This window comes from Nitrospirota bacterium (assembly GCA_035516965.1).
Taxonomy (GTDB): Bacteria; Nitrospirota; UBA9217; order UBA9217; family UBA9217; genus MHEA01.
In genome coordinates this window covers 1-16,571 of record DATIZR010000080.1, presented here as the reverse complement: position 1 = coordinate 16,571, position 16,571 = coordinate 1, and the positions used below count along the sequence as shown (strand labels likewise).

At 60.0% G+C, this 16,571-nt stretch carries 17 protein-coding genes; 15 read left to right on the top strand and 2 right to left on the bottom strand.

What is annotated here, in order from left to right; translation table 11 throughout:
• Positions 1 to 60 precede the first annotated feature (60 nt).
• From acs to VL197_12190, 5 genes are all read left to right on the top strand, one after another.
• The gene (gene acs / locus VL197_12210; GenBank protein HUJ18744.1) at positions 61 to 2,037 is read left to right on the top strand and encodes an acetate--CoA ligase; all 1,977 of its coding nucleotides are present in this window, start codon (positions 61 to 63) and stop codon (positions 2,035 to 2,037) included.
• A gap of 141 nt (positions 2,038 to 2,178) precedes the next feature.
• Complete coding sequence (locus VL197_12205) at positions 2,179 to 2,331, top strand: hypothetical protein (GenBank protein ID HUJ18743.1); 153 nt, start codon at positions 2,179 to 2,181, stop codon at positions 2,329 to 2,331.
• Positions 2,332 to 2,340: 9 nt separating this feature from the next.
• Positions 2,341 to 2,766, top strand: a complete 426-nt coding sequence (locus tag VL197_12200; protein ID HUJ18742.1) for a thioredoxin domain-containing protein — start codon at positions 2,341 to 2,343, stop codon at positions 2,764 to 2,766.
• A 185-nt stretch (positions 2,767 to 2,951) separates the two neighbouring features.
• Positions 2,952 to 3,929 carry a cytochrome c peroxidase gene (locus VL197_12195; GenBank protein ID HUJ18741.1) on the top strand — a complete coding sequence of 326 codons (978 nt, stop codon included), beginning with the start codon at positions 2,952 to 2,954 and terminating at the stop codon, positions 3,927 to 3,929.
• Positions 3,930 to 4,043: 114 nt separating this feature from the next.
• Positions 4,044 to 4,802 carry a formate dehydrogenase accessory protein FdhE gene (locus VL197_12190; GenBank protein ID HUJ18740.1) on the top strand — a complete coding sequence of 253 codons (759 nt, stop codon included), beginning with the start codon at positions 4,044 to 4,046 and terminating at the stop codon, positions 4,800 to 4,802.
• Positions 4,803 to 4,843: 41 nt separating this feature from the next.
• Here VL197_12190 and VL197_12185 read toward each other — a convergent pair whose 3' ends face one another.
• Positions 4,844 to 5,287 (bottom strand): thioredoxin domain-containing protein, encoded by a 444-nt coding sequence (locus tag VL197_12185; protein HUJ18739.1) that lies wholly within the window; start codon positions 5,285 to 5,287, stop codon positions 4,844 to 4,846.
• A 244-nt stretch (positions 5,288 to 5,531) separates the two neighbouring features.
• Between VL197_12185 and VL197_12180 the strand changes: the two genes are divergently transcribed.
• The 7 genes from VL197_12180 (at position 5,532) to VL197_12150 (ending at position 11,512) form a co-directional block, all read left to right on the top strand.
• The gene (locus VL197_12180) at positions 5,532 to 5,828 is read left to right on the top strand and encodes a TRL domain-containing protein (GenBank protein HUJ18738.1); all 297 of its coding nucleotides are present in this window, start codon (positions 5,532 to 5,534) and stop codon (positions 5,826 to 5,828) included.
• A 14-nt stretch (positions 5,829 to 5,842) separates the two neighbouring features.
• The gene (locus tag VL197_12175; GenBank protein ID HUJ18737.1) at positions 5,843 to 6,175 is read left to right on the top strand and encodes a hypothetical protein; all 333 of its coding nucleotides are present in this window, start codon (positions 5,843 to 5,845) and stop codon (positions 6,173 to 6,175) included.
• Between the two features lie 181 nt (positions 6,176 to 6,356).
• Entirely contained in the window at positions 6,357 to 6,920 is a 564-nt protein-coding gene (locus VL197_12170; GenBank protein HUJ18736.1) for a nitroreductase family protein, read from the top strand.
• Between the two features lie 89 nt (positions 6,921 to 7,009).
• On the top strand, positions 7,010 to 7,519 hold the full coding sequence (locus VL197_12165) for a hypothetical protein (protein HUJ18735.1): 510 nt from the start codon (positions 7,010 to 7,012) through the stop codon (positions 7,517 to 7,519).
• Positions 7,520 to 7,952: 433 nt separating this feature from the next.
• A complete protein-coding gene (locus VL197_12160) occupies positions 7,953 to 9,797 on the top strand; it encodes an ATP-binding protein (GenBank protein ID HUJ18734.1) in 1,845 nt (614 codons plus the stop codon).
• Between the two features lie 173 nt (positions 9,798 to 9,970).
• Complete coding sequence (locus VL197_12155; protein ID HUJ18733.1) at positions 9,971 to 10,741, top strand: response regulator; 771 nt, start codon at positions 9,971 to 9,973, stop codon at positions 10,739 to 10,741.
• Between the two features lie 18 nt (positions 10,742 to 10,759).
• Complete coding sequence (locus tag VL197_12150; protein HUJ18732.1) at positions 10,760 to 11,512, top strand: response regulator; 753 nt, start codon at positions 10,760 to 10,762, stop codon at positions 11,510 to 11,512.
• 28 nt (positions 11,513 to 11,540) lie between these two features.
• Here VL197_12150 and VL197_12145 read toward each other — a convergent pair whose 3' ends face one another.
• Entirely contained in the window at positions 11,541 to 12,329 is a 789-nt protein-coding gene (locus tag VL197_12145; protein ID HUJ18731.1) for a Stp1/IreP family PP2C-type Ser/Thr phosphatase, read from the bottom strand.
• 233 nt (positions 12,330 to 12,562) lie between these two features.
• On the opposite strand from VL197_12145, the gene VL197_12140 reads away from it, so the two are divergent.
• The 3 genes from VL197_12140 to VL197_12130 form a co-directional block, all read left to right on the top strand.
• Positions 12,563 to 13,765, top strand: a complete 1,203-nt coding sequence (locus VL197_12140; GenBank protein ID HUJ18730.1) for a YhjD/YihY/BrkB family envelope integrity protein — start codon at positions 12,563 to 12,565, stop codon at positions 13,763 to 13,765.
• A gap of 100 nt (positions 13,766 to 13,865) precedes the next feature.
• The gene (locus tag VL197_12135; protein ID HUJ18729.1) at positions 13,866 to 15,542 is read left to right on the top strand and encodes an AMP-binding protein; all 1,677 of its coding nucleotides are present in this window, start codon (positions 13,866 to 13,868) and stop codon (positions 15,540 to 15,542) included.
• 3 nt (positions 15,543 to 15,545) lie between these two features.
• A partial coding sequence (locus tag VL197_12130; protein HUJ18728.1) for a PAS domain S-box protein occupies positions 15,546 to 16,571 on the top strand: 1,026 nt, incomplete at its 3' end.

The window sequence follows — 16,571 nt, the reverse complement described above, 5'->3', positions numbered from 1 at the left end:
CTAAAGGGCAGCCACGAGGGTTGCCCCTACCACGGGTATCGAAAGAGGAGGATAAAAAGAATGGGAAAGGAAAAAATCGAAGTCCTCTCGACGGAAAAGAGGACGTTCCCCCCGTCCAAGGAATTCAGCAAAAAAGCTTGGATCAAAAGCATCACGGATTACGAGGCGATCTACAGGAGGTCGGTCGATCAGCCGGAAAAGTTCTGGGGCGAGATGGCCGAACAAAACCTGACATGGTTCAAGAAATGGGACAAGGTCCTGGACTACGACTTCCACAAGCCCTACATCAAGTGGTTCGTCGGAGGGAAGCTCAATGTTTCGGTGAATTGCCTGGACCGCTACATCAACACGCCGACGCGCAACAAGGCGGCCATCATCTGGGAGGCGGACGGCGGTGAGTACCGGACCTACACCTACCAGCAGCTGTATACCGAGGTTAACAAGTTTGCAAACGTCCTGAAGAAAAAAGGCGTCAAGAAGGGAGACCGGGTAACGATCTATCTCCCCATGATCCCCGAGCTTCCGATCTCCATGCTTGCCTGCGCCCGGATCGGCGCGATCCATAGCATTGTCTTCGGCGGGTTTTCCGCAAAGTCGCTCATGGACCGCATTCAGGACTGCGAGTCCACGATGCTCATCACGGCCGACGAAGGCGTGCGCGGCGGCCGCTTCGTGGCCATGAAAGCCAACGCGGACGAGGCCCTGAACGAATGCCCCAAGGTCAAGGACGTCATCGTGGTGCAGCATGCCAAGACCAAGAAGACCAGCATGGAGCCGAACAGGGACACGTGGTGGCACGAGGAAATGAACGCTCCCGACATCGGCCTGTACTGCGAGCCCGAGAAGATGGATGCGGAAGACCCGCTCTTCATTCTCTATACATCAGGTTCCACGGGCAAGCCGAAAGGCGTTCTCCACACGACGGCAGGCTACCTGCTGTATACGAACCTCACCTTCAAGTGGATCTTCGACTATCACGATGAGGACATCCATTTCTGCACAGCCGATATCGGCTGGGTAACCGGCCACAGCTATATCGTGTACGGCCCGCTCTCCGCAGGCGCAACGAGCCTGATGTTCGAAGGCATCCCGACCTACCCGAACCCGGGCAGGTTCTGGGACATCGTGGACAAGCACCGGGTGAATATTTTCTACACAGCGCCGACGGCCATCCGGGCGCTCATGAAAGAAGGCGAGAAGTGGGTGGCCAGTCACGACCTTTCGTCGATCAAGGTCCTGGGCACCGTGGGAGAGCCGATCAACCCCGAGGCATGGATGTGGTATCATAAAAACATCGGCAAGGAAAAGGTACCCATCGTGGATACGTGGTGGCAGACCGAAACCGGCGGGATCCTGATTACGGGGCTTCCGGGGGCCATAATCGCCAAGCCAGGATCGGCGACGAAACCATTTCCGGGGCTCGTGCCGCAAGTGGTCAAAGAAGACGGATCACCGGCTGGGCCAAACGAGGGCGGCTACCTGTGCATCAATAAGCCGTGGCCGGGCATGCTCCGCGGCACCTACGGTGATCCCGAGAACAAGCGCATCAAGGAAGTCTACTTCAGCAGGTTCCCGGGCAAGTACTTCACGGGCGACGGCGCGCGTTTTGACGAGGACGGCGATTACTGGCTGATGGGCCGCGTAGACGACGTTATCAACGTGTCCGGTCATCGGCTGGGCACGGCAGAGGTCGAGTCCGCGCTGGTGAGCCATCCTGCTGTTGCCGAAGCCGCCGTGGTCGGGTATCCGCATGACATCAAGGGAGAAGGGATCTACGTGTACGTGACCCTGAAGGACGGCCAGCAACCGTCCGATGACCTGAAAAAGATCCTCTCCGGCCATGTCCGCTCGGTCATCGGACCGATCGCCACTCCGGATAAACTCCAGTTCGCACCCGGACTTCCGAAGACCCGAAGCGGCAAGATCATGCGCCGCATCCTCCGGAAGATCGCGCACAACCAGGTTGATGAACTTGGCGATACTTCGACGCTTGCCGATCCGAGTGTCGTCGATAGCCTCGTCAAGAACCGGGTGTAGGAGAGATCGGAAAGAAGAGGCTCTGTTCGACCGAAATCGGGAGCCCATGTGCCGTCGCCAAGACAGCACATGGGCTTTTTTTCTTGCTCTTCGCCGATTCGGGCAATTTCTGCTAAAATAAAAACCGGAGGTAGAGCAGACATGAAAAAGCTCACACTGTTCCTCGCCGTGGCGTTTTTCGCGGTTACCGCCGCAGCCCAGGAAAAACGATTTGACGTACCGCTCGAGGACTCCCCCTCGCTCGGTCCGGCCAGCGCTCCCGTCACCATCATCGAGTTCATCGACTTCCAGTGACCGCACTGCGTGGCGGCCGGTCCGACCGTCAGGAAGATCATGGATACCTATCAGGGCAGGATAAGGCTCGTGATCAAGAACTATCCCTACCAGTACCGGGATTACTCGCACATCGCGGCGGAGGCGTCGCTGGCGGCCCGGGACCAGGGGAAGTACTGGGAGATGCATGACCTCCTGATCAGGCGCTCGCCCAGGCTTGACCGATCGAGCCTGATCGGATACGCGAAGGAACTCGGGCTGGACGTCGTCAAGTTCACTGATTCCCTCGACAAGCGAAAGCATGCGTCCGAGATCGAGCGTGACAAGGCGCTGGCAGTCAGGATGGACCTGTACAACACGCCGACCTTCTTCATCAACGGCAGGGAAGTCGTGGGTGAACGGCCGTTCGGGTATTTTAAGAAGCTCATCGACGAGGAACTGAAGGGAAAGAATTGAGTTAAGGGTTGAGAGTTCGGAGTCGGAACAAAAGCCTCATCTCCCAAGGGGAGAGGGCTGGGGCAAGGGGACAAGAGGTCACGATGCGGAGAATGATGAACATGTTATACCGTTTAATGACGGCAATAGCGTTTGTTGGGTTGATGACAATTTCCGTGGCCGCTTCCGCCGGCGCTTTGGCTCCCATGACACCCGTTCCGGTGCCAGAGCAGAACCCCCAGACGCCGGAAAAGATCGAACTGGGCAAGAAGCTGTTCTTCGACCGCCGGCTTTCCGGTGACGGGACCATGAGCTGCGTGACCTGCCACGACCCGGAGCACGCCTTCACTGACGGACTCGACATCTCGCTCAGCTACCCCACGACCAGGAACTGGCGGAACGCGCCGACGCTCCTGAACGTGGGCTTTCAGAAATACCTGTTCCACGACGGCAGGGCGCTCACGCTGGAGGACCAGGCGCTGTTCCCGATGATGTCGGCCTTCGAGATGAACAGGAACCTCGATTTCGCCGAGGAGGTGATCCGCTCGGTCCCGGAGTACGTCGAGGCCTTCCGGAAGGTCTTCAATGCCGAACCCAGCCGGGAGCGAATGGCCATGGCAATCGCTGCATTCGAGCGGACGCTCATCTCGCGGAACACCCCGCTGGAGCGCTTCCTGAAGGGGGACAAGAAGGCGCTCTCGGATGAAGCGAAAAAAGGCCTGGTGATCTTCACACAGAAAGGGAAATGCATCGACTGTCATTTTGGCGTGAGCCTGTCGGACGACGCGTTTCACGCTCTTCAGGTGCCCGAGAACCCCGAGCACCAGTCCGACCCGCGGATCGCGGTCACCCGGCGCTTTGTCGCGAAGGTCTATCATTTCGAAGATTACCGGACGCTGACCGAGGACCCCGGCAGGTACCTCATCACGAAGGACCGGAAGGACTGGAAGGCCTTCCGCACGCCGACGCTGCTTGACATAGCCGCGACCGGGCCCTACATGCACAACGGCATCTTCGCGTCGCTCGACGAGGTGATCGATTTTTTCGATAGGGGCGGAGGCAAGGGGAACACGGCGCTGAAGCCGCTGAGATTGACGGACAAGGAGAAGCGCTCTCTGAAAACGTTCCTCGTTGAGGCCCTTTCCGGAGAGCCGTCCCCCTTCGAATACCCTAAGATACCGTAAACCTGGCTGGTACCGGGGAACAGCCCTGACCGGAAAATGGAGATCGTAAATTGAACATGTACGAGGTATTGATCATGTCCGGAGGTTTTCTATCTATCTCGGAGGAGTTTACTCATGAAGGAAATTGAGGACATCATCCGGGAAAAGCCGCATCTCGCGGACCCGTTCCGCTTCTATGAAAAGACACTGGAATTCATCGCGTCTGTGAACGGAACGGCCGCCTCCGCGGGCGCGGACCAGGGCGCCTATGCCCGCGAACAGGCGCCCGTCATCTTTGCGCGTTTCTCAGCACTGCTTGGTCTGCCGGAAGGGGTCCTTACGCCGCTGTTGCAGGCCCTGGAGGTGGGGGAAATCGATTTCGCGAGACTGCCGCATGGCGAGGTCCCGGCCTTTTCGCTTCCCTATGACGAGGACGACCTGTTCATGATGCTCTATCTGCTGAGCAGGCCCTGGTTTCTTGCCCTGCGGGGGAAGACCCGCCTTGATGAAAGGGTCTGGGAGGAGGGGAGATGCCCCGTCTGTCATGCCCGTCCGGCCGTAACCGGGGCAACGGAGGCCGGACGGCGCACAGCCTTCTGCTCGTTCTGCAGGACCACGGGATACGCCGTCTCTACCGGTTGCCCGGTCTGCCTTTCCGAAGACGGGTCAAAACAGAGCGTTTTCCGCTTCGAGGGCGAGGACGGTTTCAGTATCTTGACCTGCGATCATTGCCGATCCTATGTGAAGATAATCGATGCGGCGATGTTGTCGCGCTGGTCAGCCGAGATTGCAGACATCGCCAGCCTGCCGCTCGACATTCGCGCGCAGGAAAAGGGGTATATGCGCCGGGCCCCGAACCCGATCGGCATTCGGAAGATCACGACGCGGGGCTAGGGCCTTCCGGGCCCGCCGGGGAGGTTCGCCGTGCGCGGACCCTACCGCATCAGCTGGTCGACCCACTGGACGAGTTCAATTTTTTCCTTGGGCGCGCCGTCCATGCGCGCGACCTGGGTCCCGTTCTTGAACAGGATAAAGGTCGGCGTTGCCTTGACCATGAAGCGCCTCTGGAGGTCCGGCTCCAGGTCAATATCGATCCTGACCGTTTTCAAGCGGCCGGCTCGCCAGCTCGCAAGGTCGTTCACGACCGGCTCGATCATGCGGCAGTAGCCGCACCATTTCGCCCAAAACTCGACGAGCACATATCCCGGCCAGTCAAAGATCTCGCGGTCGAACGTCGCCGCCGTGGCGGTGACCGGATGCCGGGGGAATTCGAGCGGCGTTTTGCACTGGCCGCAGATGGGGTTTGACGAAAGCTTTTCAGCTGGCACCCGGTTGAGCGTGCGGCAGGCTTTGCATCGCAGTACGATCGGTTCCGACATGCTTGCTCCTTCTCTCAGGTACGGGGAACCCCGTCGCTGTTAGTATATCACGCTAAAAAACGAACTGAAGCAGGAGTTCAGTCGTCCCGGACCCATTTTCTTGCGGCGAACGGCATGGTGAAGCTGGAAAAGAACGCGGTTTTATTGTTTCCCCTTCGTGGTATAATACCACGTATTCGCTGAATGGGCGAACAGGAGGAGCCGTCCCTATCGACAGTTTGTATTCACACGTGAGGAGGAAGTTATGAAACCGATCGTCGTTATTGCTGTGATCATCTGTTCCATTCTGATGCTGTCGGGATGCATTTATACGCATGTCACCACGCCCTTAAGTATTGAGCTCAATAAAACGGACCTCGGTCATAAGCAGGGAGAGGCATCCATGTACTCCGTGCTATGGCTAGTAGCCTGGGGAAATGCGGGGGCCGCGGCTGCAGCGAACAATGGCGGGGTAACCGTGCTGACACACATGGATAGGGAATTCGAAGGTATCCTGTTCGGCATCTATACCCGAACAACTACGATCGTCTACGGCGATTGAGGAAGGAGCCGGAGATGAAAACCATCGGCCGCATATCCTTCATCTGGATAGTCTGCATGCTCCTGATTGGATGCTCCAATGCTCTGCTGTTCAGTCATACGGTGGAGCCTCTCACTTTAAACCCAAACCCTACCGAGGTCCGGGAAAGCCTGACCAAGGCGCGCGGATATATTATTCAGGGGGAGACCCCATTCATGTCGACCATAAGCGTTCGACTGGGGAAAAATGGACTAGGTGAAGTTGCAAAACAAGAGGGGATCGATACGATCTACTATGCCGATCTGGAAAAGTGGAGCTGTTGCTTGGGCTTTTGGAGAATGGACGTCGTGCACATTTACGGCAGGTAGGGGCCGCACGCTCGGGACAATCGGACCCGATAAGGCTGTCAGAACATCACTGGCCGCCTTTTTTATTGGTGCTATCAGATCACGATCGAAGCCGCCGGCAAACGCATTGCCTAAATCCGCAGGTATAGTACGCTCGCTATAAAAAAAGGCTGCTATCATGACATACGCGAGGAGGACCACAATGGACCTGTTCGAAGCCATCAAGACGCGAAGAAGCGTCAGAAAATTTTTTGACAAGCCTGTGGAGGACGAGAAGCTCGCCGCCGTGCTCGAAGCCGTGCGCATGGCGCCATCGTGGGCCAACTATCAATGCTGGCGCCTCGTCGTCGTGAAGGACAAGGCCGTGAAGGAAAAGATCAGCGAGCTCTCCTACGTTGAATCCTACTTCTCGCCCAAGGGCTACAAGGCGAACCCCTCGAAGAGGGCGCTTGCCGAGGTTCCGGCGGTCATCGTGCTCTGTGCAGATCCGGCCCAGTCAGGGGTCCTCTGGGGCCAGAACTATTATCTCACCGATGCCGGGATCGCTTCCCAGAACCTGATGCTGGCTGCGCGGGCGCAGGGATTGGGCACGGTCTTTGTGGGCGTTTATGACGAGGACAAGTTGAAGTCGCTCCTTGGCATCCCCGCTTCGATCAGGATCGTGGGGCTCTTCCCGCTGGGCTACCCGGTGGAAGAGAAAAAGGACGGTCCTCCGCGGAAGCCGCTTCAGGAGATCTGCTTCTCTGAGAAATGGGGAGGGCAGTAGTTGAACGCGACGTGCATACTGATGCATGCATCAACGGGCAGTGCTCGTGAGAACAGGTTGATCGGTCGGGGCTGCGAGAGGAGGAACCAATGGGAGATTTCAAGCAGGGAGACCTGGTGCGGCATGAACAATTCGGGATAGGCCGCGTCGAGGAGGCGGACGGGCAGGACTGCATCGTCTATTTTCCACGGCCTGATAAGCGGGAGCGTGCCGCAGAGGAGGAACTGCAGGCCCTGTCCGAGATCGAGAGAAGCACCTTCGAGATGATGAAGCTGGCTGCCCTCGAGGCCAGCCGCGAAGAGCTTCCGAGGATCGCCCTCGGCACGCGATGGCAGGGCGGGGAAATGATCCTGAAGCCCGGGGACCCGAAACTGGCGGCGAAGAGCTTACCCATCGAGACCTTTTTCCATAAGATCGTGATGGCCCGCGACCGCCTGCGCGTCATGGAGGCGCAGATCAACGGCCACAAGGTGCTCACGGACACTGAAAAGGTCGAGCTGCAGCAATATATTACCCGCATTTACGGATCGCTCACCACCTTCAATGTCCTGTTCAGGGAAAAGAGCGATTATTTCGTGGGCCAGAAGTCGGAAGCGTGAACGGCCGGGGGGCCGTCGGGAAGCCGCAGCCCTCCGCTTCTGCCGCAATGCAACGACCTGTCACCCGCTCGAGCCCTTCGCGACAATGGCAAGCATTTGCAAGCAGTAGCGACAGTTTGAAGACCGCATGCTACCCAACGGGCAATGCATATTCAATCGTTTACTTCCCAGTCTGGTGCAAACCTTGCGTAATGGCCCCTTCTGGTATACTTCTTCATGTAATGCCGTGACCGCATGAACAGGATGCAGTAGCAAAGAAGGTGGACCTTCCATGAGGATGATCTCCGTGTTCTTATCCCTCCCACCCCGTTTCCATCTATCTCCCATTGCCTAAATTAGTACGACACGACTGTTACTTTTTGTTAAAAATATGCTACAATATGTTATTATGTCCAGCGACGGCTTTTTCGCGCCGGACCTCCGGAGACCTCTGATGCCGGTGTTCGAGCCATCGCAGTACCAGTTCACTTGCCACGCCTTTGCCGTCCTCACGGTCGGTGTTGGGATCTTCTTCTTCGGTTTCTTCTTCCTCGTCCGGGAGCGTGGATCAAGCGTGTCGGTACGGAACTGGATCTTCACGCTCACCGAGAGCCTCTGGCTGCTGTCATTCGGCATGGCCTACGCAAGCCGACGGGACGATCTCGTGCAGTGGTGGTTTCTTGTCGGCGACATCGGCGTCGTGTTCATCCCGGCTGCACTGCTTGCCCTGAACGTGACCATCGCAGGACGCGGCCGGGAGCTCCGGGGGTGCGTCAGGGCAAGCGTTGCCCTGTCCCTGCTGTTTTGCACGGCCCTGATCACGTCGGATCATTTCATCGGGGGGCTGCACCACTATTCCTGGGGCCCGGCTCCGGCGTACGGCGTCATCGGCATACTGTTCATCGCGTATGTGATCGCTGTCGGCGTCGGCTCCCTCATCCTCTTCATCCACGCTTACCGGAACAGCACGGAGCCGCATATCCGGCTGCGACAGCGGGGCTTCCTGGTCGCCGCACTCATCGGATACCCCGCATTCGTCGATTTTATCCCCAAGTTCGGCATCCCCTTGTACCCCTTCGGGTATATGCCGGTGGCCCTGTACATGATCTATGTCACACGGGTGATCGTGCTCTACCGCATGGTGGACATCACGCCTGAACTGGCCACGAAGCAGATCCTGGAAACCATGCAGGGCGCGGTCATCGTCGCGGACCTGGAGGGCAGCATCCGCGTCGTGAACCGGGCTGCCCAGGTGATGCTCGGGCGCGGCAGGGGCGACCTGCTCGGCAGGGACCTCGCCGGGCTGCTGCCGGTTAACGCGGGGCTCCGGGACAGGGTCCGCCGCGGGGAACGGGCCGCGTCGCAGGAGATGGTCTGGATGGGGCAGGAGGGGCAGCGGCACGAAGTGAACGTCTCGGCCTCGCTCCTGACCGACGGCCGGGATGACACGCCGATAGGGGTCGTCTATGTCGCACATGACATCACGAACCGTAAGCTGGCGGAAGAAGGGCTGAAGGAGGCGAACCGGAAGCTGGAGAACCTGGACAAGCTCAAGTCCGATTTCGTGTCCATCGTGTCCCACGAGCTGCGCACGCCGCTCACCTCGATCAAGGCCAATGCCGAGTTGATCCTCATGAAGCCCGCCATGGAGTTGGAGCGGAAACACAAGTTCCTGAAGGTCATCAACGAGGAGAGCGAACGGCTGGGCAGGCTCATCAACGACCTCCTCGATCTGTCACGGATCGAGGCCGGGATGGTTCACTGGCGAGATGAAGAACTTTCGCTTGAGGATGTGCTGCAGAAGTCGGTCGACGGCGTCCTGCCGCTCGTGCAGGTCAAGGGGCTGCGGCTCAAGATGTCCATTGATGAATCGCTGCCGCCGGTTCACGGCGACGTAGACAGACTTGTCCAGCTCATGACCAACCTGCTTTCCAACGCGGTCAAGTTTACACCCGCAGGCGGGACGATCACGGTCGAGGGGCGTCTTGAACCCTCACCGCAACGACAGCTTGTCGTGGCCGTTTCCGATACGGGCAGCGGCATCCCGCCCGGGGAGCTGAAGCTGATCTTCGACAAGTTCCACCGGTCCAGCGACCAGTTCATGAGCCAGACCGAGGGAACGGGCCTGGGGCTTTCGATAGCCCGCCAGATCGTCGAACATCATGGCGGAGCCATCTGGGCAACCAGCGCGCATGGCTCGGGAAGCACGTTCACCTTTACTCTTCCCCTTGCCCCTGTACGCCCGATGCTCCGCGGCGCGGGACCGCTTCAGGACTACGCCACGACCCCGTGGTCATGATCTGATGGCGGCTTTTCCGCCACGCCGTTCCGCCTTGACAAACAACGCAGAGATGTTATCTTGTAGGGGGATTCATATCTTTCAGAAGCGCCTGCGGCGATGCCGGTGGGCCGCTGCGGGGAGCAACGGTGCGGCGACCACGGCCGACCGGGAAAGGCAGGAACGCTTAGAACATGGACCGGGAGATCCGAACGATTCTTCTTGTGGACGGCAGCGCCTCGCTGCTCTTTTCCATCGGTATGCTGCTGAAGCGTCTCGAGTACCGGGTGGAGACTGCGCGCAGCGCCGAAGATGCGCTCCGGAAGATGGAGGATCACCTGCCCTCCATCGTGCTGACCGAGACTGCGCTTCCCGGCATGCGGGGGAGCGACCTGCTCAAGCGGATCAAGGACGATCACCTGCGCCGGAGCATCCCGGTGGTCATGCTCACCGGCGAGCGCGACCGCGAAACGCAGGATGCCTGCATGCGGCTTGGCTGTGCCGCGTATCTCCTCAAGCCGGTCGATCCTGACCTGCTCTACCGGACGCTCCAGGCCGTATCGGAAACCATTCCTCGTGCGCATATCAGGCTCAAGACCTCGCTTGCGGTGACGGTCGGAGACGGGACGCCGATGGGCGGCGCGTCCCGGGACGAGCTCGCCATCGCCATCTCGGAAGGCGGCATGTATGTCAGCACGCGGTATCCGCAGCCACAAAGCGCGCTGACGCCGGTCCGTATCTTCCTGCCGCATGCAGAGATCCGGGCGCGGGCGGTCGTTCTGTACAGCTTCCCCAAGGGCGCGGGACCCTACCTCGAGGCAGGCATGGGGATGAAATTCGTCGACCTTGCCGACGCAGACCGGGAATCGATCAGGCAGTTCATCAGGGAACAACTGACCCGCGATATCGCTCCCACGGAAAGCTCCGGTACGAAGCCGCCCGACTGGGGATCGGTACGTACTTGATAAGGAAGGCTTGAGATCATGGCGGACGGTGCGGGTAAGGAAGCTGCAAGCGGCAGCGTAGAGCGGAAAAAGAATTTTCTCGTCGTTGTGGACGGTAATCCCCGGGACCGTTACGAAACGGGCATGCTGCTGCAGCGCCTCGAGTACAACGTTTTTACGACGGGAACCGCGGAGGAGGCCGGTCAGTATATGGATATTGCCATGCCCTCGCTCGTCGTTACCGAGATGCTGCTCCCTGCTATGAACGGCATGGAGTTCGTGAACAGGATCAAACAGGCGCCTCGTACGAAGAACGTTCCCGTCGTCGTCCTGTCGCAGATGAAGGACCCGAAGATCGAAGAGCTCTGTATGGTCGCCGGCTGCGCATCCTATCTCCGCAAGCCCGTTGACCCCAACACGCTCTACCGGACCGTTCAGCACGCGATCGAGGCGACACCCCGGCATTACATCCGGCTCAACACCTGCTTCAAGGCCGTCATCGGAGGCCAGGCTGCCGCCGGGAGCCCCGATCCCGGTGGTGACTACGTCACGGCCCTTTCCGAGAACGGGCTCTTCATCAGGACCTATCATCCGCGGCCGCTCAAAGCGGTGCTTCCCGTGACGTTCTTCATGCAGGGCCGGCAGGTGAATGTGCAGGCGTGCGTCCTCTATGCCTTCACCTCGGCCGGCGGGCCGCTCAAAGAGCCCGGCATGGGCATGAAGTTCATCGAGATATCCGATGCCGATCGCGAATTCATCAGGGCCTTCATCCGGGACCAGGTAACGAATTAACGACCCGGTTTCCCGCCTCTCCCTCTGCTCACGGCAGCTCGCCCCTGGCGACCACCACAACGGTTATATTGTCCGCCCCGCCGTAATCGTTCGCAGCTGCGATCAACTTTACGACCGCTTCAGCCGGGCTGTCCCGGATCAGAATGCTTTCGATCTCCGGGCCCTCGACCATCTCGGTCAGCCCGTCGGTACAGAGCAGGAACACGTCAGCCGGTCCGAGCTCGATCGTCCGGTGGTCGACGTGCACTTCCTGCTGGATCCCAAGCGCCCGAGTGATGATGTGACGCAGCGGGCTTCGCCTCGCCTGTTCCGGCGTGATCAACCCGGCCCGGACCTGCTCCGCCACGACCGCATGGTCCTCGGTCACCTGCCGGAGACTTCCGTCGCGCAGCAAATAGGCGCGGCTGTCGCCGAGGTGGGCGACGTAGGCCCTCTTCCCGGTCATGAGCAGGGCCGTCATCGTTGTTCCCATGCCCGCGAGAGACGGGTCCTGCGAGCCGGTTTCAACGATCCTCGCGTTGGCGGTCGTGAAGGCGGTGTCCAGGGTTGCCTCCGCCGTTTCGGGGTCGAAGCCGCGGGAGACGCTTTCCCGGACGATCATCCTGAGCGTCTCAATTGCCAAGCGGCTCGCCACTTCGCCACCCCGGTGTCCTCCGATCCCGTCGGCCACGGCATAGAGCGCGATATCGTCCTCGGCGAGCACCGAGTCCTCGTTGTTTTCCCGTATCCTGCCTCTGTCCGTGCCTGCTGCTGAAATAATTTTCATCGGGTTGGTTTCGGCGGTCTCCCCGGTCCCGGGCGGAGGCTTAGGGGCCATGGCCGGCAGGCAGATCCCGAGAAAGGAACTGCCGCACCGGGGCCGGCGCCGAATCATAGGAAAAATGATAGATGAGAACAGGCGCCCCGTCAAGGTCAATATCACGAGACGGCAATCCCGCCTCGTCCTTGCTATTTCGGGCCTAACCCTCTATAATGATCAGCACTGTTTTGCGCCGGCTGTTGAGCGGCAATTTCCGACCGTTGTGCAGGGGCAGCCGATCTGCGTCCGACATGAGAACAGCGCCTGATGATCTTCTGAAGAAAACCTGGGTCGTTCTTGCTGATGCAGCATCATCGTTCGGGAGGAACAACGGCCTGACCCTGGCGTCGTCGCTCGCATTCTCGGCGATGCTCGCGATCATACCCGCGCTGTTCCTGCTTACCCTCATGCTCAGCGCCGCCATCGGCTCATCGGCGCGGGCGGTGCAGGAGACGAGCGATCTCATGACGCAGCTCATTCCCGCCTACAGCCAGGTGATCCTGCGGGAAGTGGACTTCATTGCGAGCCACAAGGGAACGATCGGGCTCGTGAACCTCCTGGTGCTCTTCTGGAGCACGACGCCTCTCGTCGCGGACCTGCGCGTATCGCTCGGCACGGTCTTCCGCAAGAAGCCCTCCCGCCCCTTCCTGATGGAAAAACTGTTCGATGCCGCGGTCAGCATGGTATTCCTCGTGGGACTTGCCGCGGTGAGCGTGGCCGGCCTTGTGTTCACGCTCCTGGAGCGGGTCCGTCATCTGCGGCTGGTGCCGGGCTACCTCGCGGAGACCGCGTTCTTCGTCACCGTCAACGGTGTCGTTCTGAGCCTTTACTTCATCTTCTCGAAGCGGTCGCGGTTCCTCCATCTCCTGGCCGGGGCCCTCGCCGCGTCGCTGTTCTGGTTCGCTCTCCGGCCGGCATTTCACCTCTTTCTCACCTTCAACCCGGGATACGGGTTCGCCTTTGGATCGTTCAAGTCGCTCTTCGTGGTCGTCATCTGGATCTACATATCGCTGGCCATCTTCCTGTTCGGGGCGGAGATTGCCGCGAGCCTCGGCAGGGACGATGCGGTCCATATCAAGTCCCTGATCGAAGGCAGGAAGAACATCCCCGCCGGCGTCGTGAGCCGCTCTCTCCTGCGCTTTGAGAAGGGGAGCGTCATTTTCCGGGACGGGGACGCCGGGAACGAGATGTATTCCGTGCTGCACGGGAAGGTGTCGATCCGGAAAGGCGACCGCGAGATCGGCGTCGTATCGCAGGGCATGAGCTTTGGCGGGCTTTCGTTCCTCCTCGCGTCGCCTCGCGTGGCGACGGCAATAGCCCTCGAGGACGTGGAACTCGTGACGCTGAACAACGAGAATATCAACAGTCTCATGAACGAATACCCCGAGTTCGTCGTGGAGATGCTGCGCGAGATGGCGCTGCGGCTGCGAGAAACGAACAAGGTGACGGATTGAGACGGGAGTGCATGCGGAACATCAGCAACCGCAGCCGCGGGCAGCGGCCTGCGGAGCAACGCCTCTGAAGCAAAAGTTCATTCTACCAAGGGGGGACTCTATGTTTTCTTTTGTCGCACGTGACTACGATCATGCACGCTCCCTGTTCGCGATCACCGTGCCGGAGGAGTTCAACTTCGGCTTCGACGTGATCGACAGGCACGCTGAGGACCCGGACAAGCGGGCGCTGGTCTGGACCGATGCCTCCGGAAAGGAGCAGAAGGAGTTCACCTTCCGGGACATCTCGCGGCTCTCGAACCAGGCGGCGAACGCGCTCAGGAGCATCGGCGTCAGAAAGGGGGACCGGGTCTTCATCATGCTCGGCCGCGTGCCTGAATGGTACTTCATTCTCGTGGCCTGCCACAAGCTGGGCGCCGTGATCATGCCCGCCCCCGTCATCCTGCTTCCCCCGGACATCGAGTACCGGATCATGAAGGGCAGGGCGAACGTGGTGATCACGAACCGGGCGAACTACGCCAAGGTGGACGAGGCCGCCCGGAAGATCGCCGCGCCGTTCCTCCGGCACCGGGTCCTGCTGAACGGCAGAGCGGAAGGCTGGCACGACTTCGAAACAGAAATGCAGGACGCGTCTCCGGAACTCAGGCGGAGCGATGTAGAGCCGACGAAGGCGACTGATTCCTTCCTGATCTACTTCACGTCGGGAACGACCAAATATCCCAAGATGGTGCACCATGTCTGCTCCTACCCGCTGGGCCATCTGCGGACGGCTGGCCTGTGGCACGGGCTCACAGACAAGGACCTGATCTGGGTCGTCTCGGACACGGGCTGGGCCAAATCGGCCTGGGGGCTCTACGGCCAGTGGGCCATCGGGGCGGCGCTGTTCGTTCACAACGCCGAGGGCAGGTTCAACGGGAAGCTGACCCTCGAACTGCTGACCGCGAGGGGAGTGACGGCCTTTTGCGGACCGCCCACGGTCTACCGCATGCTGATCCTGGAGAACCTCGCGAACTATGACTACACCGGCGTGAGGAATTTCATGTCGGCCGGCGAGCCCCTCAATCCCGAGGTGATCAAGGTCTGGGAGGAGGCAACGGGGAGGACCATCCGCGAGGGATACGGCCAGACCGAGAGCACCGTGCTCGTTGCGAACTATCCCTTCATCAGGGTCAAGCCCGGCTCCATGGGCAGGCCGGTGCCGGACCTGACCATCGACATCCTGGACGAGGACTTCAGGCCCTTACCTGCCGGAGAGGTCGGATACATCTGTGTCCGGGTGAACGAAAAGAGACCCGTGGGCATCTTCGAGGGGTACCTCGAGGACCCTGAAGAGAACGCGAAGGTCTTCCAGCACGGCTGGTACAGCACCGGCGACAAGGCGACGAAGGACGATGAGGGCTACTTCACGTTCGTCGGCAGGGGCGATGACATCATCAAGGCATCGGGCTACCGCATCGGCCCCTTCGAGGTCGAGAGCGTGATCCAGGAGCACCCGGCAGTGGCGGAGAACGCCGTGGTCGCGAGCCCGGACCCGATCCGCGGCGAGATCATCAAGACGTTCATCGTGCTCGCGCCGGGGTACAAGGCGTCGGACGCCCTCGCCCGGGAGATCCAGGACTTCGTGAAGACAAAGACGGCGCCCTACAAATATCCGCGCGAGATCGAGTTCATGGACGAACTGCCCAAGACCGTGAGCGGCAAGGTCAAGCGCGCCGTGCTCCGGAGCCGAGAGGTGGAGCGGAAGCTGGGCAAGCCCGGGCTCGGAGGACAGAAGGTATAAGGGATGAAGGGACTCACGGAAAGCGAGGCCCGGTTCCGGGCGCTCTTCGAAAACGCCGCTGTCTCGTTCCTCATTCACAACAGTGAGACCGGGGAACTCATCGAGGCCAACCGCAAAGCGGTTGAGGACTACGGTCTGAGCTCCTTCGAAGAGCTGAAGGCGATGGACTACTGGCTGCCGGAGCCTTATTCCCTCCGGGATGTCGCGCGATGGGTCCGCAAGGCCGCTGCGGAAGGCCCGCAGCGCTTCGAATGGAAGGACCTCGACCGGGAGGGGCGGACGTATTGGCGCGACATCTCCCTGAAGAGAATCGTCCTGAACGGTGTTCCCCGCGTCATGGCCATCACTCAGGACATCACCGAACGCAAGCGGGCCGAGGAGTCGCTGAAACGAAGCGAATCGGAAAATCGCATGCTGATCAACGCGCTTCCCGACCTGCTGTTTCGCATATCCCGCGAGGGTACGATACGGGACTATCGCAGCTCCGACGCTTCGACATTGTACGTTCCGCCCGACGTGTTCCTGGGGGAAAAAATCCAGGATGTTCTTCCCGCGCCGATCGCCGGCCGGGCGATCGAGCTCATGGGCCAGGTGTTCGCGTCAGGCAAGCCGCGAACGCTCGAGTACGAACTAAACGTGCACGGCGAAGCGCGATTCTACGATGACCGCATTGTCTTTCTGGACCAGGACGAAGTATTGCATGTCATTCGCGATATCACCGAGCGCAAGCGGGCGGAGGAGGCGCTGAGGGTCAGCGAGGAACGGTTCCGGAAAGTATTTCATACAAGCCCCGATGCGATCATTATGAGCCGGTACAGCGATGGCGGACTAGTCACCGTCAATGAAGGATTCACGCGCATCCTGGGATATGCCGAGAAGGAAGTTGTCGGCAAGACGACCGTCGCCTTGAACATATGGGTAAACCCCGACGACAGGATGAGGCTGGTCGAGGTCCTCCGAAGAACGGGCGAAGTGAAAAACCTCGAAGCTTCTTTCCGCCGGAGGAACGGGACGGTCATATGCGGCCTC